Annotated in this window: 23 protein-coding genes; 20 read left to right on the forward strand and 3 right to left on the reverse strand. The window is 37.5% G+C overall.

The features are described 5' to 3' along the window. Positions 1 to 17: 17 nt before the first annotated feature. Complete coding sequence (yjeM, locus tag B4H39_RS08610) at positions 18 to 1,541, forward strand: glutamate/gamma-aminobutyrate family transporter YjeM (RefSeq protein ID WP_251421486.1); 1,524 nt, start codon at positions 18 to 20, stop codon at positions 1,539 to 1,541. A 416-nt stretch (positions 1,542 to 1,957) separates the two neighbouring features. Here the strand turns inward: yjeM and B4H39_RS08615 are convergent, their stop codons facing one another. After that, positions 1,958 to 2,065 (reverse strand): NINE protein, encoded by a 108-nt coding sequence (locus B4H39_RS08615; RefSeq protein ID WP_251421489.1) that lies wholly within the window; start codon positions 2,063 to 2,065, stop codon positions 1,958 to 1,960. A 226-nt stretch (positions 2,066 to 2,291) separates the two neighbouring features. Between B4H39_RS08615 and B4H39_RS08620 the strand changes: the two genes are divergently transcribed. Together B4H39_RS08620 and rnr are read left to right on the forward strand one after the other, a co-directional pair. After that, complete coding sequence (locus B4H39_RS08620) at positions 2,292 to 2,921, forward strand: NUDIX hydrolase N-terminal domain-containing protein (RefSeq protein ID WP_202230189.1); 630 nt, start codon at positions 2,292 to 2,294, stop codon at positions 2,919 to 2,921. 249 nt (positions 2,922 to 3,170) lie between these two features. Next, positions 3,171 to 5,543 (forward strand): ribonuclease R, encoded by a 2,373-nt coding sequence (gene rnr, locus B4H39_RS08625; RefSeq protein WP_251421493.1) that lies wholly within the window; start codon positions 3,171 to 3,173, stop codon positions 5,541 to 5,543. 221 nt (positions 5,544 to 5,764) lie between these two features. Here rnr and B4H39_RS08630 read toward each other — a convergent pair whose 3' ends face one another. Continuing rightward, a complete protein-coding gene (locus tag B4H39_RS08630) occupies positions 5,765 to 6,094 on the reverse strand; it encodes a hypothetical protein (protein WP_251421496.1) in 330 nt (109 codons plus the stop codon). A gap of 415 nt (positions 6,095 to 6,509) precedes the next feature. Between B4H39_RS08630 and B4H39_RS08635 the strand changes: the two genes are divergently transcribed. From B4H39_RS08635 to B4H39_RS08715, 17 genes are all read left to right on the forward strand, one after another. After that, on the forward strand, positions 6,510 to 8,057 hold the full coding sequence (locus B4H39_RS08635; protein ID WP_251421499.1) for a LysM peptidoglycan-binding domain-containing protein: 1,548 nt from the start codon (positions 6,510 to 6,512) through the stop codon (positions 8,055 to 8,057). Positions 8,058 to 8,156: 99 nt separating this feature from the next. After that, entirely contained in the window at positions 8,157 to 8,969 is an 813-nt protein-coding gene (locus B4H39_RS08640) for an ABC transporter permease (RefSeq protein WP_202230193.1), read from the forward strand. Between the two features lie 9 nt (positions 8,970 to 8,978). Beyond that, the gene (locus tag B4H39_RS08645) at positions 8,979 to 10,457 is read left to right on the forward strand and encodes a glycosyltransferase (RefSeq protein WP_251421502.1); all 1,479 of its coding nucleotides are present in this window, start codon (positions 8,979 to 8,981) and stop codon (positions 10,455 to 10,457) included. Beyond that, positions 10,450 to 12,978 (forward strand): glycosyltransferase family 2 protein, encoded by a 2,529-nt coding sequence (locus tag B4H39_RS08650; RefSeq protein WP_271328066.1) that lies wholly within the window; start codon positions 10,450 to 10,452, stop codon positions 12,976 to 12,978. The genes B4H39_RS08645 and B4H39_RS08650 overlap by 8 nt, the downstream gene beginning before the upstream one ends. Positions 12,979 to 12,981: 3 nt before the next feature. Beyond that, entirely contained in the window at positions 12,982 to 14,631 is a 1,650-nt protein-coding gene (locus B4H39_RS08655; RefSeq protein ID WP_251421508.1) for a hypothetical protein, read from the forward strand. A 102-nt stretch (positions 14,632 to 14,733) separates the two neighbouring features. Next, entirely contained in the window at positions 14,734 to 15,393 is a 660-nt protein-coding gene (locus tag B4H39_RS08660; RefSeq protein ID WP_251421511.1) for an RraA family protein, read from the forward strand. Beyond that, a complete protein-coding gene (locus B4H39_RS08665) occupies positions 15,393 to 16,055 on the forward strand; it encodes a cytidylyltransferase domain-containing protein (RefSeq protein ID WP_251421515.1) in 663 nt (220 codons plus the stop codon). The genes B4H39_RS08660 and B4H39_RS08665 overlap by 1 nt, the downstream gene beginning before the upstream one ends. Positions 16,056 to 16,101: 46 nt before the next feature. Continuing rightward, entirely contained in the window at positions 16,102 to 16,767 is a 666-nt protein-coding gene (locus B4H39_RS08670) for a cytidylyltransferase domain-containing protein (protein WP_251421518.1), read from the forward strand. Between the two features lie 4 nt (positions 16,768 to 16,771). Further along, positions 16,772 to 17,557: a 3-deoxy-8-phosphooctulonate synthase gene (gene kdsA / locus B4H39_RS08675; protein ID WP_251421521.1), complete on the forward strand. Its 786-nt coding sequence runs from the start codon at positions 16,772 to 16,774 to the stop codon at positions 17,555 to 17,557. Positions 17,558 to 17,559: 2 nt separating this feature from the next. After that, on the forward strand, positions 17,560 to 18,537 hold the full coding sequence (locus B4H39_RS08680; protein WP_251421526.1) for a KpsF/GutQ family sugar-phosphate isomerase: 978 nt from the start codon (positions 17,560 to 17,562) through the stop codon (positions 18,535 to 18,537). Then, complete coding sequence (locus tag B4H39_RS08685; protein WP_251421529.1) at positions 18,534 to 19,043, forward strand: KdsC family phosphatase; 510 nt, start codon at positions 18,534 to 18,536, stop codon at positions 19,041 to 19,043. Before B4H39_RS08680 ends, B4H39_RS08685 begins: the two co-directional genes overlap by 4 nt. 143 nt (positions 19,044 to 19,186) lie before the next feature. Beyond that, positions 19,187 to 20,110: a glycoside hydrolase family 43 protein gene (locus B4H39_RS08690; RefSeq protein WP_251421531.1), complete on the forward strand. Its 924-nt coding sequence runs from the start codon at positions 19,187 to 19,189 to the stop codon at positions 20,108 to 20,110. 94 nt (positions 20,111 to 20,204) lie between these two features. Further along, a complete protein-coding gene (gene glf / locus B4H39_RS08695) occupies positions 20,205 to 21,350 on the forward strand; it encodes a UDP-galactopyranose mutase (protein ID WP_202230203.1) in 1,146 nt (381 codons plus the stop codon). Between the two features lie 61 nt (positions 21,351 to 21,411). Then, complete coding sequence (locus B4H39_RS08700) at positions 21,412 to 22,599, forward strand: CDP-glycerol glycerophosphotransferase family protein (protein ID WP_251421534.1); 1,188 nt, start codon at positions 21,412 to 21,414, stop codon at positions 22,597 to 22,599. A 188-nt stretch (positions 22,600 to 22,787) separates the two neighbouring features. Beyond that, positions 22,788 to 23,735 carry an LCP family protein gene (locus B4H39_RS08705; protein ID WP_251421538.1) on the forward strand — a complete coding sequence of 316 codons (948 nt, stop codon included), beginning with the start codon at positions 22,788 to 22,790 and terminating at the stop codon, positions 23,733 to 23,735. Positions 23,736 to 23,964: 229 nt separating this feature from the next. Next, on the forward strand, positions 23,965 to 24,378 hold the full coding sequence (locus B4H39_RS08710) for an adenylyltransferase/cytidyltransferase family protein (protein ID WP_251421543.1): 414 nt from the start codon (positions 23,965 to 23,967) through the stop codon (positions 24,376 to 24,378). A 12-nt stretch (positions 24,379 to 24,390) separates the two neighbouring features. Continuing rightward, entirely contained in the window at positions 24,391 to 25,506 is a 1,116-nt protein-coding gene (locus B4H39_RS08715) for a CDP-glycerol glycerophosphotransferase family protein (protein WP_202230207.1), read from the forward strand. 63 nt (positions 25,507 to 25,569) lie between these two features. Here the strand turns inward: B4H39_RS08715 and B4H39_RS08720 are convergent, their stop codons facing one another. Beyond that, complete coding sequence (locus B4H39_RS08720) at positions 25,570 to 26,061, reverse strand: hypothetical protein (protein ID WP_202230208.1); 492 nt, start codon at positions 26,059 to 26,061, stop codon at positions 25,570 to 25,572. Positions 26,062 to 26,159 lie beyond the last annotated feature (98 nt).

The following is a 26,159-nucleotide window of genomic DNA, read 5'->3' on the forward strand; positions in this document are numbered from 1 at the left end:
ATAAAGAGAGAAAGATAATGTCGCAACACTCCAAAAATAAATTAACTGCAATTTCTTTAGCCTTGATGATTTTTACCTCCGTTTATGGTTTTGGTAATGTTCCACTTGCCTTTTTTCAAATGGGATATGGATCGATTATATGGTACATCATAAGTGCTTTGGTTTTTTTCATCCCTTTTTCTCTGATGGTCACCGAATTTGGGTCAGCTTTCAAAGCTGAAAAAGGAGGAATTTATACATGGATGGAAAAATCAGTGGGCCCGTCCTTTGCTATGATTGGCACATTGATGTGGTATATGTCCTGGGTCATTTGGTTTGTTTCAGTGGGAAATCGTATATTGGTGCCCATTTCTAATATGATTTTTGGGACAACGGTTCTGCCCAGCACAGTTATCGTGTCACTTTTGGCCATACTCATCATGTTCCTTGTAACCTTTGTTTCTCTTAAAGGACTTGAAACGATAAAAAAAGTAGCCTCCATTGGAGGAATTGCTGTTGTTTCACTTAACTTTATCCTCATCATTGGTGCCTTTATTATTTTAGCGAAAAGTGGTTTTCATCCAGCCACCCCTTTGACGCTGGAGTCTTTGGTGTCAACGCCTAATCCAACGTTACAACCTGCAAGTTTTGTCACTTTTATTGCCTTTTTAGTTTATGCAATCTTTGCTTATGCTGGTGTGGAGTCAGTGGGCGGACTTGTCGATGAGACTGTGGAGCCGAAAAAGAACTTTCCTAAAGGTATCCTACTTTCGGCTGCCATTATCGGTATTGGTTATTCTTTCATGATACTTTGTACTGGCTTTTTCATTAATTTTGATAAGGACTGGATTCCTGGTATTATGGATGGTTCAGTGAACCAAGGGAATATAACCTACTTTATGATGCAGGAATTGGGAGAAAAGTTGGCAGAAGTCTTCCATCTATCGTCTGGTGCAGTGCATACATGGGGAACAGTTTTTGCCCGTTATGTGGGTCTTTCCATGTTTCTCTCTCTGACAGGCGCCCTCTTTACACTTATTTATTCTCCACTTAAACAGCTGATGGAGGGGACACCTGAAAAGATGTGGCCGGGTAAACTTGGGAAAATTGAGGACGGTGTCCCTAAAAACGCCATGAAGGCACAATTTATCATTGTGGCGCTCATGATTTTGCTCAACATGGTTATTTCACTTATAAACAAAGGAGCTGCGGATAAATTCTTCTTGGTAATCACCAATATGAGTAATATAGCCTCAAGCCTTCCTTATGTATTCATTGTTTTTGCTTATATCAAGTTCAAGAAAAATCATGCCATTGAGAAGCCTTTTACCATTATGAAAAATGAACAGTTTGCTATTGGTATTTCGTGGCTTGCGGCTTTGATGATTATTATGGCAGACTTTTTCACAATTGTTGAACCGGTAATAAACTATTTCCAAGCTTCTTCGGGTGCTTCTCTGAGCAGTGTTTATTCGGATATTATTTCGATGATTGCTGGACCAGTGGTCTTTAGTGTCTTAGGCTGGTGGCTGATTAAGAACTATAAAGGAAAGAAGTTGTAGTTTAAATTCCATAGCGAGAACAGTTGTCTTTTTAGGAAAATCCTAACATTGACTTGGAAATTTAATTTTCTATAGAACATTTTTAGAAAAATGAGAGGAAAGGTGTGCTATAATAATATCCTAGAAAATCTTTGGAGGGAGTAGAGTACGATGGACAATCACATTAGAGTAAGTCATACATGGCTTGTCATAATAGGCGTTAGTCTTGTTTTATTTAGTTATGGTACGCACTCTCACAAGCTATTTTTAGAAGGACTAGGAGCTATAGCTACGGTTGGCGCTTCATTTTGCGCCCTTTCAGGTGTCGTCATCCGGGTAATAAGGCGCAAGCGTGGTGAACGTTTTAAGTAATCCCGCCGATAAAGCTAATAGTGTCAGTGTCACCATGTATGCTGTATACTTTCACGAGAGAGAATTCAGTCTATGAGCGACCATATTCCAAAAGTCATCCAATTACATAGACGTTTAAAAATACTCATACCAATCTGTCCACGCATAAAGCGGTCAACGCCAATTTCCTTCATAAAAGGTTATCCTTGCTCTTTTAGCGTGACTCGCGCATGTTTTGTCTTTTATTCGTCAAAACTGAAGAGGTTTTTAATGCCAGCATGAGGACCGCCTATTCGCAGTTTTCTTGTATATCTTGCGCTTCCCATTATATAGGCAAGAGCATCAAGTTTCGAACATTACTAATAGTAGAATTTTTGCGTGATTCAGTATGTGTGATAAAATGAGGGAGGAGGATTAGCGATGGATACAACTCAAGCTCTAGCAAAGCTCAAAGCTCTTGTAAACACATCTTTGCACTATACTAAAGATGTTTACGACCGAGAAAGATTGGAAGAAATGAAAGAAATTCTCCTTGAACTCTCGCAAAACCTGACCTCTTATTCAGAAGATGAACTAGAAGCCTTTTTTAATGAAGACTTAGGTTATGTCACACCAAAAGTGGATGTAAGAGCTGTTGTCTTTGAAGATAATCGTCTCTTACTTGTGAAAGAAAAAGCAGAAGGACGCTGGTCTTTACCTGGTGGTTGGGCAGATGTTGGTTATTCACCAGCAGAAATCGCTCAAAAAGAAGTAAGAGAAGAAAGTGGCCTTGTGGTGATGCCCTTGCAGCTGTTTAAGCTTGTTGATAAGGCCAAACATCCTTATCCTAAAAGCTTGAATTATGTCTACAAACTTTTCTTTTATTGTGAGGCGAAAACTTTTGAAGTGCAGCCGGGCTTAGAAACTTCGGAGGCACGCTTTTTCTCACGGGAAGAAGTTGTAAACTTACAGAATATCTCGGTAGATCGAAACACACGTGATGACCTTCTGGATGCCTTTGAATTTCATAAGCATCCGACAGCAGGTGCAAAATTTGATCACGTTCAGTAAAAGGTGGTTCACTAAAATATCAAATATGTTATAATATCATTATTCCATGCGGACGATGAAAAAGATGGGGCTGTTTAAGATTAGTGCCCTTATTGTATAAACGAGCGCAGATAAATCAGTTGAGCGTTTATCGTTTATCGAACTAAAAAGTAGAGCGGGCTGCTTACAGTCCGCATTTTAATTTTTAAAATAATAATGAGTGTTGAAAAGAACCACAAAAGAGCACTGAAAAAGAGATGTTGGAGAACTATGAAAATAAAAGAAGTTATTTTAGATGAGCTGAAAAAGCATCCAAAGAGAGGGTACACTGTTGAAGAATTGGCTGTTAAGTTAGGACTTACGAAGGCTTCAGATTTTAAACGGTTTGTTAAGACTTTGGCTGCCTTAGAAAGTGAAAGATTACTGGAATTTACGAAAAATGGCAAAGTTAGACTTGCTAAAGTGAAGGCTGAACTTGTCGGAAGCTTTCGGGCAAATTCAAATGGTTTTGGCTTCGTGACTATCGATTCAGAGGAACCTGAAATTTTTATCCCTAAGGGAAGAACAGCTTTTGCCCTTGAAGGGGATGAAGTAAAAGTCGAACTAAAAAGTAATGCTAATCCCTTAAAAGGCACAAGCGCTGAAGGCGTTGTTACAGAAGTTTTGAAACGCTCGGTCACTCAACTTGTCGGAACTTTTGTCAAATTTGACGAAAAAGAACGAAAAGAGTTTGAGCGCATAGGTTATGTAAAATCACGCAACAAAAAACTGCCTTATCCTATCTTTTTGACAGATAAAGGCTTGGTCCCAGAAGATAAAGCGCTTGTGCGTGTCGACATCACAGCTTATCCGGATAAGAAAAATCCGAAAAGTATGCAGGGATTAGCTGTCGAAATCGTTGGTCAAGCAGGAGATAAAGGCATCGATGTCCTTGAAGTTTTAGCTTCACTCGGTATTCGTTCTGAATTTCCGGAAGACGTTTTGGCACAAGCTAACGCTATTCCAGAAGAAGTGGATGAGAAAGATATCATAGGGCGCGTGGACTATCGTAAGGAAATCACGTTCACCATCGATGGTGCTGATGCCAAGGACTTGGATGATGCGGTGCATATCAAACGCTTGGATAATGGAAACTATGAGTTGGGCGTTCATATCGCTGATGTGTCTCACTATGTCACTGAAAATTCACCTTTAGACCGTGAAGCTTTTGAGCGTGGAACATCAGTATATGTAGCTGATCGTGTCGTGCCAATGTTGCCCGAACGCCTATCAAACGGTATCTGTTCGCTTAACCCTCGCGTTAATCGGTTGACGCAATCTTGTGTGATGGAAATTACCCCTGAGGGAAAAGTCCTTCAGTCACAAATAGGTCCTTCCATTATCAAGACGACAGAACGTATGACCTATGATGATGTCAACTTGATGCTTGCTGGTGATGAAGAAGCATTGGAAAAATACGCTGCCATTAAAGCATCTGTGGAAGTCATGGCTGAACTTCATGAAGCCTTGGCAGTAATGCGTCATCGTCGTGGTTCCATTGATTTTGAAACTATGGAAGCACGCATTATCGTTGATGAAAATGGCCTGCCTATCGAAATTCGTAAGCGCAGCCGAGGAACAGCAGAGCGCATGATTGAGTCCTTCATGTTGATTGCCAATGAAACAGTCGCAAGCAGCTTTGAAGCGCGTCATTTACCAGGGATTTATCGTATTCACGAACATCCAAAAGAAGAGAAAATGACACGCTTTATCGACTTTGCTGCAAGCTTTGGTCTGCAAGTCAAAGGAACTTCGACAGAAGTCAGCCAAAAAGCCTTGCAAGAGTTTTTGAAAAAAGTGAAAGGTCAACCAGGAGAAATGGTTCTTTCGACAATGCTCCTGCGCTCCATGCAACAAGCGCGTTATTCTGAGGACAACTATGGGCACTTTGGCTTGGCAGCGGAAAACTATACGCACTTTACCAGCCCGATTCGTCGCTATCCTGACTTGATTATCCATCGCCTGATTCGTGAGATGGCTCAACCAAGTCCAAAGACCATCGAATACTGGGCGGAAAAAATACCAGAAATAGCCCAACAATCAAGCAACCGTGAGCGCCGTGCCGTTGATGCTGAACGTGAAGTTGAAAAGATGAAAAAAGCTGAATTCATGGAAAAACATGTCGGTGAACAGTTCGAAGGTGTTATTGCCAGCGTGACTCGCTTTGGGATGTTTGTTGAACTTGAAAATACTATTGAGGGCTTGATCCATATTTCGACCATTAAAGGGGAATATATGAATTTCCATGAACGTATGATGGCGCTTGTTGGTGAAAGAACAGGACTTGTTTTCCGTATTGGTCAGCCGATTAAAATTCGAGTCACTAAAGCGGATAAGGTGACGGGTGATATTGATTTTGAGTATGTCAAGAGTGAGCTTGACCTTGTTGAAAGAAATTTGAAGTCTAAAAAAGAAAAAGTCTCACGCCGCAGACCTTCTGATAAAAAAGAGGCGCGTAAAACTTCAAGACAGGAAAAAAATCACTCTGAAAGTACTCAAAGAAAAAAATACAAAGGAAAGTCAAAAAAGAAAAAGCCATTCTACGCTGATGCCGCTAAGGGCAAATTTGGCAATAGAGCTAAGAAAAAGTCGAAAAAATATTAACAGTAAAAAATGCTCAACCGTGGTTAAGCATTTTTTTACTGTTTGAGTTCAAACAGTAACATTGTGACTTTTTGCTGAGGCGCTTTTGTAGCTGTGTCAGGAGCAAGAGAGTGTTAAGGTTGGACAGCTGTTTTTTTCGCTTCAATAATGCTTTTGCCGTTTTTTAGTTATGAAGAGCGACTCGTTTGGCTAAACATTTTACAATTTGTTCATTAGAAAACTTAGTTTCTTCGTGACAGTCTGAGTTTGGGGCTTAAGGTTGTGCCTACAATCTCATAAACTACAGTTGGACCTGCAGGATCGTAAATAAACTCTTCATTGGCTACTCTGTTCTTTCCCAAGACAACTTCTGCTTTAAGCTTAACTTTTTCTCCAGGGGATAGCTCAGGGATATTTTGTAAGTCTATTGTACGTTCTGCGCCTAGGGTGATGTCACGACGGACTGATGGTGGGGTAATATTTTTCCATGTCCCATCAAGCAGTTTAAAGACGTGAAGTCTAGCAACAAACCCACCGTTATTTCTTAATTTGAAACTCCTTACTTTTTCCATTTAATTCTCCAATCTTTTGAATGTTTTTGGTAAAGAATGTTATGTTACTGGTATTATATTAAAAAAACTGAAAAACACAAAATGATACGCTGCTATAAATGAAATGCAAGAAATGGTTTCGAGACGTATCAAACTTGTTACAACATAAGAGAAGCAGGGGAATTTAAAAGCTAAGGGAGTAATTTCTCTGGAAAAAAACTTTCAGATATCAATGTTCTAAAGGAAAAACTGGTTAAAATTGAGCAAGAACGGGTGAGAACTTGTTCTTTTTTTGTGGCTTGTTTATTTGCTTGCTTAAATTGAATGTTTTTTATCTTGAATTTAAGTATGATATACACTTAATCAAATGAAGCTGCCCAGAAACAGTAGATAATAATTTGACATAAAGAAACAAAAATGTATAATAAAAGGAGCTATGATTACGAAAAATGACAAAAAGATAAAAATTAAAGCGAGATATGTTACAAAACGTTTTGATTTAATCAGTACTAAAAGTGGTGAATCTCGCATTAAAAAAGCTTTTTTTCCGGCTAATAAACAAGATTTTTGGGCGTTGCGTAATGTATCTTTTGAGCTTTATGACGGTGAAACCATTGGTATTGTAGGACTCAATGGTTCAGGAAAATCAACACTTTCTAACATTATTTCGGGTCAAATTTCACCAACGACAGGTCAAGTAGAAATTAATGGTGATGTCTCAATCATCTCTGCTTCCTCAGGTCTCAATGGAAATTTGACGGGGCGTGAAAATATCCGACTTAAAGGGCTGATGTCAGGGATGTCTAAGCGTGAAATTGAGGAAAAAATGGAGGATATCATCGCTTTCTCCGAACTCAAAGAGTTTATTGATCAACGTGTTAAGACCTATTCTTCCGGTATGCGCGCCAAACTGGGTTTTTCAGTTATGGTTCATCAAGATCCGGATATTATGGTTATTGATGAAGGATTAGCCACTGGGGATCAAACATTTGTTGGGAAATCACAGAAAAAAATGTTTGAATTTCGTGAAAAAGGGAAAACGATTTTGCTCGTTTCCCACTCCATCTCGACGGTGCGTTCTTGGTCGGATAAGGTATTGTGGCTTCATTATGGGGCGGTTAAAGAATACGGCCCAGTTGATGAGGTTTTGCCCAAGTATGAAGCTTTCATTCATTGGTTTAACGGTTTAGATCGGAAACAGCAGGAAGACTATAAAACCAAAGTCCGCCAAGAACAGCTGGCTTATTCCCTAGAAGAGTATAAAAAAGAACTTGGACGTTCAGAAACTAGAGAGACCAGAAAAGGGAAAAATAACCTTAAAAAATTTACCTCAAAAGCGATTAAGAAGAAGTCTAGTTTACCTACCAAGGTTTTACTGTTCTTTTTTGGTTTTCTATTTATTTGGCTTGTTTTAGTTAACACTTCTAAGGCAACTTTAATGACTTCATTAAAGAATCCGATCGGTTTCTTTGGCAACCATTTGTTTCAGCCTAAGCAGAGTTTTTTAGAACGTCAGAGAGAACAGGGCAATCTGCCGCCTGAACCTCCTCAAGAGGATAAAGCTCAGGAAGAAGCTGTTCAAGAAGAAGCAGATAAAAAAACAGATGAAAATGAAAACTCTCAAAATGAAGAAGAAAAAACAGAAGAAAGTACGCCTAGGTTGGTAGAATACAGTATCCAAGCTGGTGATACTTTAGATGCTATTGCGCTCCGATTTCACACCAGTGTGGAGGAGTTGATTCGCCTGAACCATGCGCAGGACTTAAGTGTTTTGATGGTGGGACAGATTATTCAAGTGCCAGAAAATCAAGCTTCAGGAGAAAGTGAAACCGCCTTGACAGAATATACCGTTCAAGCTGGCGATACCTTGGAGAGCATTGCACTCCAATTTCACACGAGCGTTGAGGAACTGGTTCGTTTGAATCAGGGGCAGGACTTAAGCCTGCTCATGGCTAATCAAGTAATCAAAGTCCCAGGGAACTAGTCCATAGACAGCCTACAAGGAAAAAACTTCTTGATGACCGGAACTTTACTCCTTCCCTATCCGTACATATCACATATATAAATCAGAAAGGTGTGCAAAATGAGTAACGTCTTGCAATACTTTAAAGAACAAATACGATACTTACCCGTGGCTTATAACATGTCAAGATATAACACAAAAAGTGCAACCATGAGTAATCGGTTTGGCCGTGTTTGGGAAATCTTGGATCCCCTGTTTCAACTGGGTATATTTTACCTCTTGTTTGGCATCCTGATGAAGCGTGTCATCCCCGGTGGTTATCCTGTGCTCCCTTGGATGTTTATTGGGCTTGGTGTCTGGGGACTCATGCAAAAAACAATAGTTTCGGGGGCTCTAACGACCTATAACCAGTTGCGTATGGCTTCTGTGATGAAGTTTCCCGTCAGCATACTTCCCACATCCGCTTTTTTTGGCTTTTTGAGTGAGTTTTGGATTATGATTACTGCGGGACTTATTGGAGCTATATATAATGGCTTTGTTCCTAGTCTTCACCTTTTACAAGTGATTTATTATTTCTTTGCCTTAGTTATTTTTTCTGTTTCAACATCCTTATTAAATGCTACGATTATGATTGTCTTTCCTGACTTAAAGTTCTTTTTGAATTATTCATTTCGATTTTTAATGTTCATGTCAGGTGCCGTTTTTTCGATGAGGCAGTTCAATCAGATTCCGCAATTTTTACTCCAAGCCGTGATGATCAACCCCTTTTATTACTTGATTGAGGGCTTTAGAGATGCCATATTTGGCACCCAATGGTTCTGGGAAGTAGACCCCTCTATCATCCTGTCTTTTTGGGCAATTACCTCCTTCATTTTGTTATTAGGTACACAGTTGCACTATAACATTCGTGAACGTATTTCCGACTTTTTATAGAAAGTAGATATGAATTTAGCTGAAGAATTTTCACATTACGCCTATCCTTTAACGGATAATAGCTGGCAATCATCTTTGCCCACTTTCACATTGACTACTTCAAGAGAGATAAGCCAGGAGCCTAAGATTTCGGTAGTCATTGCCAACTATAATAACGCACCTTATCTGAAAAAGATGTTGGATAGCTTGGTTCATCAAACCTTAGCGGCCGAACATATTCAAATCATGTTCTTGGATGACAAATCGACAGATGACTCGATAAAAATAGTTGAGACTTATATGGAAAAGTATCCTTCGATTGAACTCTATGTGCTTGATAAAAACACTGGAGGCGCACATGGTCCGCGAAATGTAGGTATTGACAATGCGCGCGGGCAATACATGGTCTTTTTGGATGCGGATGACTGGTATGATCTTGATGCTCTAGCGTATATGACTGACTTATTGGATCGTTCAAGTGATGATTTTGCTGTCACGGGAATGGTTCAATCTGTCAATGGTCATCTTTCGATGAAGTCTAAACCGTATTATTATGAGGGAGAGATTTTTAATCGCGACATCAATAGCTTGTCGCCAGAGTTTTATGGCTGGCTTGGCCCGCAGGCAGTCATTGTACGCAGCGCGCTGATTCATGATAATAATCTCCACTTTGTTCATCAGCGGGTGGCAGATGATGTTACCTTTTTCTATCAGGCTATGCGCTTTTCTAAAACAATAACACAAGGAGAGCGACTAACAACCTACTTGAACCGTGATGCAGATAATGAGAGCTTGTCCAAAACAATCAACAGAGACTTTATGATTTCTTGGTTACGTGCTTTAGGCTATATCCACAGGACTTATCCGGATGACTTATCTAAGGAAAAATTTATCTCTCGACGTTTAGAGTGGTTGGTTTGGGATTTTATCCTCCGGACGGATATTGGTTATACTTTTGGAAAAAAGAGGTTCAAAGATTTCAAAACGCAAATCGATTATTATCTGGGGCAGATAGGGTTTGACCCCACACAACATTTCCGAACTGGCGCACGTATGGTCGCTTGGCAGTATCTGAAAGAGGGAGCTTTTGCAAAGCTTATGAGTTTTCATCGTTGGCATCGTATAAGTCATTTGGGTGTACGAAAATTCAAAGCTTTTGAGTTTGATGGTGAGCAGTTCGCTTTCAAACGCTTCAATAAAAAACATCCTTTAGTCAAGATTAACGTACGTGCCATTGCTGAAAAGATTGAGGAAGATAAATTTTATTTTAAATGCTTTACAAGAGAAAAGGTTGAATACGTGGAACTCCGTGAGCTCAAAGACCCATACTATAACAGGGTAAGATTAGAGGTTAAATCCTTAGGAGAGAGTTCGTACCTTGTTCATCTCCCCAAAGATTTTGACAATGACAACTACCGCTTGTTAGTTATCACTGATCTTTGGCATGAACATGGGTTTGAGGGGTTTTCAAGGATGCATAAAGGGAAAGTGAGAGAAAAGAATGAGTGAGATTAAGGTTTCAGTTATTGTTCCAGTTTATAACGTTGAGAACTATTTAGAAGAGGCATTGCTTAGTCTTAAGAATCAAACGTTAACAGACTTAGAGTTTATTATTATTAATGATGGTTCTACTGACGGTAGTTCTTCAATTATAGAAAAAGTTACTTCAGGTGATTCGAGGTTTAGAGTTTTCAACGTTGAAAACGGTGGCATTGGTAAAGCGTTTAACTTAGGAGTACGTGAGGCACGCGGTGAATATATAGCTGAATTTGAAAGTGATGACTATGTTGCTTTAAATGCATATGAGCGCCTTTATCAGACAGCTAAGCAATTTGATGTTGATGTTGTTCGTTCAAACTGGACTGAATTTTCAGAGAAGGAGAGCATAGTACGTGATATCTTGTGGGAATATCCAGACAATTATGACAAACTAATTGATGTGAAAAACAGTGATATTTTTGTTCAAGTTTATCCCTGGAATGCAATTTATCGTAAAGCTATGATAGAGAAAAATAATATTGCTTGGGATGAATCAGTCAAAAGTTATGGTGACACAGGTCTTTTTTGGAAAATTAATATTTCTGCAAGGGATATGGTGTTTATCAAGGACCCTCTCTATTTTTATCGTCAAGATAATCCAAATTCTACTGTAAACAATATCGGAAAAAAAGTTGAATTTTTAATTCAACAATTTCGATTAATAAGAGCTCAATTAATCGAAAAGGGTGCTTTAGAAAAATATCTTTATAAATTTTACAAGCAAATGTTTGAAAAATATTTTTGGGCAATTGAAAAAATGACCCATGCTCGGGATGAAAGAGTTTTAGATGTTTTAAAAGAGATGTCGGAAGACTTTAAAATTGCTTTAGAACAAGATAATTTAACAAGTATTGATTTCATCTATACGTGGAAGATACAACAAATTGCAAATAATCCTGAGAAATATTACATAGATTATTTGAAGAAGCTTTATAAGGTCAGTGTTGTGATTCCAGTTCATAACGCCTCACTCTACCTTAGAAAGACACTTCAACAAGTTACAGAGCAAACACTTCGTGAAATTGAAATCATTATTATTGAAAATGGTTCTGAAGATAATTCTTTAGAAATTATTGAAGAATTTGCGAAACGTGATGATAGAATTACTTTTAAATCAATTGGTCAGAGTAATCCAGGAAATGCGCGCAATATTGGTGTTCAACTTGCACGGGGAGAATATTTACAGTTTTTAGATGCAGATGACGAATTTTATCCATACTTACTTCATGATGCATACTATAGAGCTTTTAATACCTCATCGGATATTATAGTTTTTGGAATGGCTGAAAAAGGATTAAATGGAGAAATACAGCCTGTATTTAATCCATATTTAGAAAATGAAGGCAGATTTTCAGGAAAAGATATTGATTTACGTCAAATAACGCCCTATCTTTATGACAAGATGTTTTTATTGGATTTCATTAAAAATGCTGGATTGAAAAATCTAGATCAATTTGTAGCTGAGGATGCCTTTTTCACTTATACAGCATTGCTTTCAACATCAAAAATTTCCTCACTTAACAAAGAACTACTATTAAGAATTGTTAGACCAGAAGGATTGATGGGGACTTATAATGAAAATTTCAATGATGAACTTAAACTTCATTTTTCAATGCTTAAGTTTTTGAAGACAAATGAACCGGAACAAATTGAAAGGTATAAATTAAAAATTGTAGGAACAGTTTTCTGGTTCTTGTTTGAAAACAATAGGGTAAAGAATGACTTTAAGCAATTACTTTTTGATGCATTAAAAAATGAATATTTATCTGAATATGAAATTGATACACTTAACCCGTTGAAATATTCGAATAATATTCATGAGATGGAAAAAATAAAGACTGTCCAAGATATTGGAAAATATGATTTTGAAACTTACTTTAAAATTCACAACATTAAGTTAAGAAAAGAAAGCAGCATTGTACCAAATGTAGATATTCAAGAATCTACAGGGAAAATTGTTTTTGGTCAAACAAGTAAGCAAGGTGAAAATACGGCAGTGAGAATGTTTTCGATTATCATTTCGAACGCCCCAACAAGTAATGCCAGTGCTGTAATTAATTTTATCTATATGGGAGATAACAAAAAAATTAAACGCGATACCTTATTGCTATCACTTTTAATCGAAGGTGATGGTGATTCACTCAAATCTAGAGTTCTTCAACTAGAGTGGGAGAAAGGCAATCAAGTATTCAAAGAAAATGTATATTATACTTTTGATGAAAATGTATTTAGTATCTGGATTGGTTATACAGAGCGATATGCAGCTTTTGACTATAATTTTTTATCAATAACATCAAGAGAAGGAGAGAATCATTTCAGTATTGTTCAGAATAATATAGGCTACATTGAAGATACTATGATGACGATTTCAAAAAATAGACTGATAGCTATTACTGATGTAGAGGAATCTGATAAAAAGAACAATGTTACTGTAATTTCAAAAGGTTTTAAAAAAGGGGTTCGTAAGTTCAGAAGGGTTATAAAAGGCTAAAAAATGGAAAAACAGAAGAAAGTCATATATAATGTTTCGTTACCGATTTCATTGACAGTGAGCATTGTACACAGATTAACAGTTAATAAAGCGGCCTATGCAATTTTGATTTTAAATGATACAAATAATTCAGAGGTTGATGAAGTTGAAGGCAAAGATTCACTAAAGAGGGCGAATTTAAAAATAGATAATATTATTCATAGCGGGATATTTGATGAAGTTATCATTTTTGACAAAGGCTTGAGAGTGGGGTGGCCTAGGTATAAGACTTTTGAAGAAATAGAAGCTGCTACTCAAAGTGAATACGACTCATTTTTTTCGGAAAATAATATCATTCTTACTGAATTTAGCGAATTCTATACATCAGGTGATTTTTGGGAAGGCAGCTTTAAGATATATGCTTCTTTAAAAAAATTACCTATCTCTGTTTTTGAACTTGGTACTGATTATTTTGAAAAAATAAGTAAATATAAGTATGATGGTCCGTTTTTAAAGTTGCTTTTAAAACACAGCGCTTCTTTTCCAAACGGTAGTTCTGATAAGGCCATTTTATTCTCGACCTCATCATTATCTCAAAAAAAATACGAAGGAAAATCACATGAACTTTTTGATTTTCATAATAGCCTGAAATCCTTAAGTGAATACGAGCTCAGTAAAATAAAAGATTTTTTTGGACATTTTGAATTAGATATAGTAAATCCTACGACTTTGGTAGTTTTGAATAATGTTCGATTTATAAGAAAATGGGCGATAACTCCTAGGCATGGTGAAAGGGTGAAGTATCTGTTAAAACGATTTGATCAAGACCATGATTCGTATTTAGCAGCAACCGAGATTGCGACGCTAAGGACTCAAATCGCTTTAGATTTTTATGCATCTGTGGATGATATAATTCACCTTAAACACCATCCAAGGTCATGGTTTTCAGATGAAAAAAACAGAGAGTGGTACGGCTTGGGAGTCCATAGTTTATCCCCGCTTCCTATAGATTTTTATCCTGAATTACCTGAGAAATACACAAGGGCAATTCATTTTGCTAGTTCAGCATCTGCCTATATGGAGAAGTTTTCGGATAACAATATTGTTTTGGGAGATGATTTTTATTATAGTTTTGTCAATTATCATAAGCTATTTTCGAGTTTATTGTTCATTTTGGATAACAATAAAAATCCTATAATATATTCCCATTCTCCATATATCAGTCAAATTAATTTGTTACTCAAGTATTTTTTTAACAGAGATGATTTAAAGGCAGAGACTTATAATCCGACTGTTGCATATACTGGAGAAAGCACCTTTGTAATAGTTCAACATTATAGAGAGGAACAAAAGAAAAGCAGTAATGTTATCTTCTTTGAGGAGTCATATGCTAATATCAACAATAATGACTATAGAAGTTTACTTATTTTAAAAGAAAGTGAAACTAAGTATAGTTTTGAACTTGAAAGCAATGAGATTTTACATTTTGTGACAAGGAAAACTAAAACTCAGAATGATATACAAAAATATGGAGCAGCATTTAAATTGAGTTTCTCAAACCAGGCATTATATATTCAGCCCTTAGGATATGCGGAACAATGGGACACTGTTGAGCGCCTTAATTTGAAACATTTTGAAAGAAGTTTTAGGGAGATTAGTAATCGAATAAGGTAATGGGGTAGGTGCCTCTATAAATTATTGAAATAGGGATAAACATTGTGGTGATGTATAGCGTTTATATGCATACTCCAGAGATGGAAGTTTATAGGTAAAAACATGGAAAATTTAACAAGTAGAAAACTGAAAAGCTTATCAAGCATATTTAACTCCTCCATATTCTCCGACATTATGGATGATATGGGGTATAAAAATCAAATGATTGCAGGTTTACATCCCAATATTGAAGGGGCAAAAAGTTTTGGACGTGCAAATACTTTAAAGATAAGAAAGTTAAAAGAAGGCGAAGATTTTCGGGGAATATATGCTGCATTAGATACATACAAGAGTGTCAACGAAGGAGATATTATTATTGTTGAAAATGAAGTCTTTGACAGAGCTTATTTTGGAGAATTGAATGCGAATTTGGCTATTCGTAGTGGAGCAATTGCCTCTATCATTGGAGGAGTAACACGTGATGCCAAAGAAGTCAAAGACTTGGGCTATCCAGTTTTTGCCGTAGGTTACTTTGCTCAGGACGTACGCGGGCGTGCTACCCTTGAAGGTCATAATGTACCGATTACAATCAATGGAGTTAGTATTAAACCAAAGGATTTGATTTTCGCTGATATCAATGGTGTTGCCATCATCCCGCAAGAAATTGAGGAAAAAGTGGTTACCAGAGCTATTGAAGTTATCCAAACAGAGAAGAATATCATTGATAAAATTACTTTAGGAGTGGATGCAATGACAATATACGATGAGGAAGGAGCATTTTGATGAAAGTAGTAGCTTTTCTTCCAGCCAAAGGAACGAGTGAACGGGTTTTAGGCAAAAACATGCGTAACCTAGCTGGGAAACCCCTATTTCAACATTTATTAGAAACTCTCTTGACTGTTGAAGAAATTGATGAAGTTTACATTGATTCAGATTCAGATGAAATTTTGGAGATAGGAAAAGGATGTGGTGCTATTCCTTTGAAGCGTGAGGCAAAATTTGCGAATAATAATACAGATGGTCATCAGCTTTTTATGAATCAGGTCAGACAGGTGGAAGCTGATATTTATATTCAAGGTCTAGGGACCTCCCCATTTATAAAAAAAGAGACTATACAAAGAGGAATTAACACATTAAAAGCATCAGATAACAATGATTCTGTAGTTCTTGTTAGAAAAGAAAAACTATATCTATGGAGAGAAAATCGCCCAACTTATAACAGAAATCATGTTCCAAACTCTAAGGATTTAGAGGATACCATTATCGAAACAATGGGTTTATATATGACGAAACGTGAAATAGCATTGAAACTAGGACAAAGATATGGTGAAAAGCCTTATCTTTTAGAAGCATCTAAAATTGAGGCATTCGATATTGATACTCCGGAAGATTTTGAGTTTGCAAATATTATTTGTTCGGGTATAATCGCAAGCAAGCAGCGATAAGTAGAATTAACATCATACAGCAAACCGTGAATATAGGAGTGGCTGCATGATAAATAAAAAAATTGTTGCAGTCATTCCTGTGCGTGCGGGAAGTAAAAGATTACCCAATAAGCATTTGCTTCCTTTTGGAGATACAAATCTATTAGTAAATAAAATAAATCAGCTAAAGAAAGTTCCAGAAATTTCTCGTATAGTTGTTTCTAGTGATTCTGAGGAAATGCTTGATATTGCAAGAAAAAACGGAGCAGCTGATCAATATAGACCTAGAGACTATGCTGATGAAAAGACAAAGAGTTTTAATGAGGTTGTTGAATATATAGCAAGCAATCTAGATGGGGAAATCCTTGTTTGGGCTTTTGCAACAGCTCCTCTTATTGGTCCTGAACTAATTAATAAATTTTTGGAAGTTAAAGAAAAAGGGTTTGATTCGTTAGTAACTGTAACAAAGCTTCAAAAATATATTTGGAATGATAGTGGACCTGTTAATGTTGACTATTCAATTCTTCCCATCACTCCAAAAAATAATCTGCCTAATTATTTTTATGTTAATGATGGTATTTATATAGCTAATAGGAAAGATATGATTAAGTGGAAATTATATCATGGGAAATCGGCCTATCCATTTGAGATAAGTAAATATGAAAGTGTAGATATTGATGATATTTATGACTTCGCTCAAGCTGAAGTATATCAAAAAATAAAAGAAAGATAGCAAAATGAACAAAAAACTCACACTAATCGCTGGACCAGATCCGATGGAAAATGAAGAAATGGTCCTTGAAGTTGCTGCTAAGCTTAAAGAAATTACGGACCGCTTGGGAATCAATTTCATTTTTAAAGGGTCATTTGATAAAGCCAATCGCTCTTCTATAAATTCCAAACGTGGTTTGGGAATGGAAGAAGGATTAAGACTTTTACAAAAGGTAAAAGACATTCATGGCATTCAAGTAACAACAGACATACATGAGTCTTATCAGGCTGAGATTGTCGCAAAAGTTGTTGACATTATCCAAATTCCAGCCTTTCTTTTTCGACAAACAGATTTGTTAGTTGCAGCTGCTCAAACAGGAAAGACTGTCAATGTTAAGAAAGGGCAATTTGCTGCGCCTTGGGACATGAAAAATGCAATTACTAAGTTAGAAGAAGCTGGGGCAAAAGACGTGTGGCTGACAGAACGCGGTTCAACTTTTGGCTATAATCGCTTGGTTGTGGATTATACGGGAATGCTCTACATGCAAACACTGAAACATCCCGTTGTGTTTGATGCGACCCACTCTGTTCAACAACCTGGTGGACTAGGAGAAACAACAGGTGGAAATCGAGAGTATGTTCCTTCTTTAGCAAAAGCAGCTGTTGCGATGGGAATTGACCATCTCTTTATGGAAATTCATCCAGATCCTGCTAACGCTTGGGCAGATGGTCCTAATCAAGTGAGACTTGAAGATGCTGATAAGATACTGACAGAACTAGTTGAAATCTATAATTTGGTGAATAAGGCTTAACCATGAATAAAGAAATTGATGTAATTCGAGCTGCTCAAAAAGTATTTGACTCAGAAATTTTAGCTTTAGAAGCCACTAAAAAAACGTTGGGCGCTGATTTTGAAAAAGTTATTGAGTTGATTGCCACACGGACAGGAAAGGTAATTGTTTGTGGCATCGGTAAATCAGGTCATATTGGTGAAAAAATTGCAGCCTCTTTCTCAAGTCTTGGAACGCCATCATTTTTTCTTGATGCTGCAGAGGCTGCGCATGGGGATTTAGGAATGATTGAAGCCAAGGATATTGTTATTGGTATCAGTTTCAGCGGGGAAACGGGCGAACTGATTGCATTAATCTCAAACATAAAAATGATAGGAGCGAGATTACTTTCAATTACGGGTAATTCTTCATCTTCCTTAGCAAAACATAGTGATATTGCGCTTGTTTTACCTAAAATATCAGAAGCCGACCCAAATGGACTAGCTCCGAGCAGTTCAAGTACAGCAACTCTTGCTATAGGAGATGCTCTTGCTATTGTGGTAAGTCAGCTTCATGGCTTTAGTGACCGTAACTTTTCTCTATTTCATCCAGCCGGTGCTTTGGGAAAAAAATTATTGCTTAAAGTTTCAGACCTTATGGTTACTGGAGAAGAAGTTCCTGTATCTCAAATGGACACTCAATTAGCCGAAGCGCTTCTTGTAATTTCCAAAAGGAAGCTCGGACTTGTCAATGTTTTAGATGCTGAAAATCGTCTTTATGGTGTAATTACAGATGGTGATGTCCGACGTGTGGTAGCAGGAAAGCTTGATGTTTATAAAGTTACCTCTGGCGAAATTGCAACTCCCAATCCAATCGTTCTAACAGAAGATTTGTTAGCGATAAACGCATTAGAAATTATGGTAAAAGCAGGCATTAGTGCAGCTCCTGTTTTTGATAAAGATAAAAATTTAGTTGGCACAATTGCGAGCAATGAAATTCTTAAGACAGGAATTACCTTATGACACATTTAAAAAATATAAAGTTAATAGTTCTAGATGTTGATGGTACTTTATCTGATGGCAAGGTGTATTTAGGAACAAATGGTTCAGAATTTAAAGCTTTTAGCATTAAAGACGGACTTGTTTTGGCTGCCCTTTCCAAAGTTGGCATTGAGGCAATAATGTTGACAGGGCGAAAGAGTGAAGCTGTGGATATACGTGCTAAGGAGCTTGGAATTATTGCAATTCAAGGGATTTCTGATAAAAAAACAGAGTTAGATTCGCTTTTGGTAACAAAAGGTCTGACATACGAAAATGTCGCTTACATTGGAGATGATTTGAATGATTTTTCTACTATGAGTCAGGCAGCGTTCAAAGGCGCCCCAGTAGATGCTGTTTCAGAGATTAAAGCTATTGCAGATTATGTTTCAAGGAGCAAGGCAGGTGATGGCGCTGTGCGTGAGATAATTGAACACTTGTTAAAACAAACAGGGCATTGGAAAGATATCCTCTCACTATATGGAGTGTAAGTGGGACAGAAGTTCTTTTGAAAGTTAAAATCTGGGGGCAAATATTTCTAAGGAACATTAGGAGCATTATGAAAAAATCCTTCATCTATAAAAGTATTGTATTTCTATTAAAAAAGTTAAAGGAAAACAAAAAGGAGAACATCATGACCAAAGAAAAAATAGGAGAACCAACAGAAAACTTCCCAGACCCTGCAGGTATAGCCTTTAAAGGGAAATATTACGCTTTTTCAACAGCATCAGATATCGGCGTTGTTCCTTTTGCGACTGCAGATACGCCACAAGGCACCTACAAGTTACGCGGGAATGCCTTGCCTCACACACCAGAATGGTCAAAAGCTACGGATTTTTGGGCGCCGGATGTGGTGGTTTGGGACGACCAAGCCTTACTGGCCTTTTCAGCACCCAGTAAAGAAAATGGCAAACGCCGTATTGGAATCGCTACAACTAAGAGTGCCACAGCGAAGTTTGAGGCGAGAGACTATCCTTTCATTATCTCAGATACTGAAGGTGGCGTCATTGATCCTGCTTTCTTTAAGGACCATAATACAGGCAGATATTATCTCCTCTATAAGAACGATGGTAATGACATCAAAATTCCTAGTCACTTGTGGATGATTGAGATTGACCGTAATGCAGAGCTTATCGGGAGCAATCCTAAAAAACTGCTGACAGATTTGTCAATCCCTAATCCCCCTCACAACGGCACAGAGAAAGTTGTATCAACCATTGAAAATCCAGAATTAGCCGTAGCGCCAGATGGTACTTACGTCCTCTTTTTCTCAGCAGGTAATTACGGGACGTCACATTATTTTACAGGTTATGCCACGAGTAAAAATCTTTATGGCCCTTATCAGTATGTAGCCCCTTTGCTAACGACACACAGCACAGGGGGAATTGTCGTTGGTCCTGGTGGTTTGGACATTTTTGGAGGAACCCATGTGATGCTCCATGGCTGGGTCAATGGCATAGGCTATCATAGAGGAGGTCATCGTGCGCTTTACACAGGACAACTTTCATGGAAAAATGGCCATCACCCTTATATTGAAAATTTGAAATTAAATCAGTGATTTACAGCTGGAGGAGAGCAGTTTACCCTGTAGGCTTGATTGGAAAGCCTGTAAATTTGCGCAAAATATACAAGAAAGCGAAGCTTAAAAACGGATGAAGCATAACACTAAAAACTACGATTATCTCATTGTTGGTACAGGTCCTTATGGCTCTATTTTTGCCTATGAAGCTGCCAAACGAGGCAAACGTGTACTCATGATTGACAAACGCGACCATATCGGTGGGAACATGTATACGCGCAAGGAACAGGGGATTAATGTTCATGAATATGGGGCACATATTTTTCATACGGATAATAAAGAAGTCTGGGACTATATCAACCAGTTTACGGAGTTCAATAACTACATTAATCAGGTAGTCGCAGACTATAAGGGAGAACGTTATAATCTTCCTTTCAATATGAATACTTTTTACCAGATGTGGGGCACTAAAACGCCAGAAGAAGCAGCAGCCAAAATCGCAGAACAACGTGAAGCAGCTGGAGTAATCGCTCATCCTAAAAACTTAGAAGAACAAGCCATCTCTCTCATCGGTACAGATATCTATGAAAAGCTAATCAAGGGCTATACTGAAAAACAATGGGGGCGTTCTGCCACAGAACTTCCAAGTTTTATCATCAAGCGCCTTCCTGTTCGTTATCTTTATGACAACAACTATTTCAATCATCGTTATCAAGGTGTACCAGTGAATGGCTATACGTCTATTTTTGAGAAGATGCTTGCTTCTGATCTGATCGATGTGCAGTTAAGCGTGAATTTCTTTGCGGATAAAGAAGCTTACTTGGCAGAATTTCCACGGATTATTTATACAGGTATGATTGATAGCTTTTTTGACTACATACATGGTGAGTTAGAGTGGCGTTCTCTACATTTTGAGCATGAAATACACGACTCTAACAATGTTCAGGGAAATGCCGTCATTAATTACACAGATGCCGAAACGCCTTATACGCGAGTGATGGAGTGGCGACATTTTGATCAAAACTCTGACGAGGGCAAGAGTGTGATAACCAAAGAATACCCTCAAAATTGGGACAAAACTAAGGAAGCTTATTATCCAGTTAACGATCATAAAAATTCTGAGATATTCAAACTTTACCGTAAAGAGGCAGATAAGATAGCGGATAAAGTCAAGTTTGGTGGCCGTTTAGGGAATTATCAATACTACGATATGGATATGGTTTTCCATGCAGCGCTGGTTGATGTGGCAAAAGAATTCAAAAATTTTGATGTTTCATGATTAAAGGCGCTGAAAACAAGCCAAATACAAATGATCAAAGCAAAGCTAGGGAGAATCAGTCATGACATGGGTGAGTTTTTTGGGGAACTTAAGGCGCGTTGTATTAAAATCCTTGCTTGCAATATTTTTATACCTCTTAACCTTTTTCATTAAGCGAGAACCCAAGATGGTTCTTTTTGCTAGTTATAATGGCAAATCAGTAGGGGACAGCCCTGGCGCTATCTTTGAAGCTTTACGGGAGCATCCTGCTTATTCGGACTATCAGCTGGTTTGGGCTTTAAAAAAGCCCTATCCCGTTGCAGGAGCTGCTCAGGTGGTTAAGTTCAACAGTTTGGCTTACTACAAAGCCTTAGTCAAGGCAAAATACTGGGTTTTCAATGCCAAAATGGCGCCTTATTATCACAAGGCTAAAGACCAGATTTACCTTCAAACTTGGCATGGTACGCCTCTGAAACGTTTAGGGCATGATATTGAAGACACAGGTAAACATTATCGTGCCTATCTGACGCACGGGCAAATGGTCAAATCTTATGATCAAGACAGTAGGCACTGGGATTGGCTGGTTGCACCTTCTTCCTTTGCGGCTGAAAAATTTGAAACGGCTTTTCAGTTTCCTCGAGAAAAAATGATTCAAGTAGCCTATCCAAGGACAGATGTGTTGAGCAAAGCAACACCTGAAAAAGTGAAACAACTCAAAACAACCTATAAGTTGCCTTTAGATAAAAAGGTCATCCTCTATGCCCCCACTTGGCGGGATGATACTTATGGCTTAGACGGTTACCATATCAAGTTACAAGTTGATTTTGCACGTTGGAAAACTGTGCTGGGGCAAGATTACGTTGTCCTGTTCAAACCGCATTATTTAATTTCAAATCAAGTTCAGATTGATGCGAACCTAAGAGATTTTGTGTTCTCGATGCCTGCGACTTCGGACATTCATGAAGCTTATCTTATGGCAGATGTATTAGTAACAGATTATTCATCGGTTTTCTTTGACTATGCTATTTTGAATCGTCCTATTTACTTTTATATGTATGACTTAGACGTTTATGGTACAGCCTTGCGAGGTTTCTATCTGGATGTACATAATGACCTCCCCAGCTCGCCATTTCAGACGGAGGATGAACTTCTTTTAGCCATTCGAGATAGGCACTTTGATCAGGAGCGGTTAAAAGCTTTTAACCAGCGCTTTAATCCCTGTTCTCAAAGCAACAGCAGCCGAAAAATTGTTGAAATGATTATGCAGTAGAAAGGATTTCCTTTCTTTTTTTATCAAATATTAAAGTTTCAAATATATAACTTTAATTTATTGACGATAAAATTGTAATCTCGTTGCAAAAGATGCAAATAATGATATAATTGAATATAATGTGATGGAAAAAATGTCACAAAAGAAATGTTTATGTAGTTATATATGTGATAGAAAAAGAGGTCAGTATGGCAATGAACAGAAGCAAGAAAAAACAGCAGAAAAAGAAACATCCGATAAGAAACGCAATATTAATTACTTTAGGACTTCTACTTGTTACAGGCACGGCCTTTGCTGCTTTTTTCTACCAGACAGCAAGGGTAAATATTGATAAAACCTATGCTCCACTGGAAACTTCGAAAAACCAAGCGGAGGCCAGCCGTGCGATCAGTGAAAATAAGCCTTTATCTTTTCTAATCATGGGTCTTGACTCACGGCAGGAAGATTTATCAGGCAGAACAGACAGCTTGATGCTGGTTACGGTTAATCCGACAACAAAGCAAACGACCATGGTTTCCATTCCCAGAGATACCTTTATTGAAGCTGCAGACGGATCCATTACAGCTTCTAATAAGATTAATGCTGCTTATGTTCAGGGAGGAGCAGCAGCTTCCATAGCAGCGGTCAATCAATTGCTTCAACTGGATATTGATCACTATGTGACCATGAATTTTAGCGGTATTGAACATCTGGTTGATGCTCTAGGCGGGATAACCGTTAACTCTGACCTAGATTTTAAGGTTGATGATATGACTTTTCATAAGGGAGAAAATACTTTAAATGGTAAGGAAGCTCTTGCTTATGTTCGTATGCGCCATGACGATCCAAGGGGGACTTATGGACGAGAAAAGCGCCAACAAGAAGTTATCGCTGCTATTCTAAGTAAGATAAAATCTCCGCAAAGTCTCACGGCTTATCAAGGTATTCTTGAAGCTCTGGGTGGAAATGTTAAAACAGATTTGACTTGGGATCAGATGCAAAAAATCGTACTGAATTATAATCAAGCTTTTGGTAATGTCGTCCATGAATCCATTCAAGGACAAGGACAGATGCTCAATAGCTTAAGTTTTCAAGTAGTGACTGAAGACGAAAAAACACGCGTTCGTAACTTGCTTCAAGAGCAATTAGCACAATAATTCATCAATCAATCCTCCTTAGTGTCTTTAGGTGTAAGGATGATAGCGTGTCCCCTATTCCAAATCAGCGCAGCAACTTTTAATAAAAGATTATGAAGTAATTCTTCAAAAACGATATTTTTTTGAAGAATGATGAATAAGACGCTCAGGCAATTGATATATGAATTGCCGTTCCTCCTTAGTGCCTTTAGGTACAAGGAGGACAGCGTATTAACACGAGAATAAATGGATGAAAGAAAAAATAACTCTAGTAGCAGGAAGCTTTGACATTTTGCACGAAAGTCATAGTGATATGTTAAGACATGTTCGAAATTTGGGAGACAGGCGTATTGTGATGCTTTCTACAGATAAATTTAAGGAAGGAAAGAATAAAAAAGCCTGTAAAAACTGTAATACTAGAAAATGCGTTTTAGAAGCGATGCGATGGGGGAATCTAGTGGTTTCTGAGCAATCATGGGAGGATAAGGGCTTGTATATTGATAGGTTTGATGTTGATATATTTGCTATGGGAGAGGAGTGGCATGAAAAACTTGCCTTTTTGAAGGAGAAATTTCCTGAGCTAAAAATTATGTATTTTTCTCGCGGCAAGCACTCTTCAAGTCAAATCAAAAAAGATTTAAAATACAGTTTTAAAGAAGAATGACAGAGGTTTTTAGTGAAATTTAAAGCGATTGTATTAACTCTTATTTTGTCTTTCTTTTATCCATTTACTTTTCTTTCGCGCCTGCACAAAAATCGAATTACCTTTATCTCTCTAGAGCATGATAACCTCTCAAAAGATTTTAAAATTTTGTATGAAGCTCTAGCCGCAGAACAGAGATATGAGCTGAAAACTTTGTTGTTCAAGTTCAAGCCAACATTTTTAGGAAATCTCCGATATGGCCTGGCTTGTATCAGACAGCTTTTTATCATCCAAAGTTCAAAGTTGGTTATCATTGACTACAATAATTTTGTGATTTCTAAATTTCCTCACAGAAGCAAAGTCAAAGTATTGGAAGTATGGCATGCGACAGGTGCGTTGAAGAATTTTGGAAACAAGGTAGAGCGTGATTATGAAGTTAAAAACTATGACTATGTCATTGCGAACTCTGATTTTTTTAAAAAGATTTATGCTGAAGCCTTTAATCTCTCAGAGAAAAATGTACTTGTAACAGGCATACCTAACAACGATAAAATTTTTGATTCGGACTTTGTAGATAAAACAAGAAAAAGGCTCTTGGAAAAGTATCCTTTCATAGAAAATAAAACAGTTATCACTTACGCTCCGACATTCCGTGGCCGTATAAGCACCCATTTTAGAGAAGTCGCTATAGATTTGGAGCGTGTGCAGAAAGCCCTAGGGAGCGACTACATTATTATTTATAAGGCACACCCTTTGATTCCAGATTCAAGATATGCTGATACTCCTAATGTTCTCTTTATTGAGGATGAATTAATTTCCTCAATTTTTTGTGTGAGCGATGTTCTAATAACAGATTATTCTGCTATTGCTATTGATTGGATGATTTTTGACAAGCCTGTTGTTGCTTATGTTCCTGATTTTAAAAAATATTCAATGAAACCAGGATTAACCATTGATTACAGGAATGAATTTCCAGGTCAGTTGGCATTTAATGAAGATGACCTAATCAGAGCACTTCAAAGCTGTAAGGACGATGAATATAAGAAAAAAAGAAGTGATTTTTTCAAAAAAACTTACCAATACAGCGATGGAAAATCAACAGGTAGAGTGATTTCGATGATTCATTCTATTATGAATGATGCTTTGTAGAACATGTGCTTGCCCCAAATAAAAAGTAAGCTATTTTAGATAAAATCTAATAGCTTACTTTTTTTATTTTTGAATAAAATAATAAGAGGTTGCTTCACCAGAGGCAAGTAAAGCATTGGCTTTATCTTGAAGCTCTTTGTAAGATGTTGAAACTGTTGATTCATGCTTGTTTCCAGACTTATCAACGTAGACCAACACCCAAGAATGCCCGACAGTGTCTGTTTCTGAGTGAGAGGAAGATGCATTAGAGTCAGCTTGTGGACTGTGTCCACCTGCACCGTTATTTTCTACAGGATTATTCGAGTTGTCTACCCAACCCGTGTCACTGCTTTCAGTGGTGGAAGATTTTGGAGCTTCTGTAGATGATGCAGTGTCTGTGCTCTCAGAAGCTTTTGTATCAGATTTTTTGTTTGTGTCTGAGGTAGAACTTTTGACAGAGCTAGAAGATTCAGAACTTGTGTCTTTTTTAGCATTCGTATTGTTGCCACAAGCTGCAAGAAGTAAGAGAGCAGCAAATGAGCTCACTATAAGTAATGGTAATTTAAATTTTTTCATATAGAACTCCTTAAAAATTCCTTTTACTACCCCTAGTATACCATATTATCTAAAAAAACTTCCTTTAACTATTTATAAAAATTATTAGGTAGACGAAA

It is taken from the genome of Lactococcus sp. UBA7128, assembly GCF_002492185.1.
Lineage (GTDB): Bacteria > Bacillota > Bacilli > Lactobacillales > Streptococcaceae > Lactococcus > Lactococcus muris.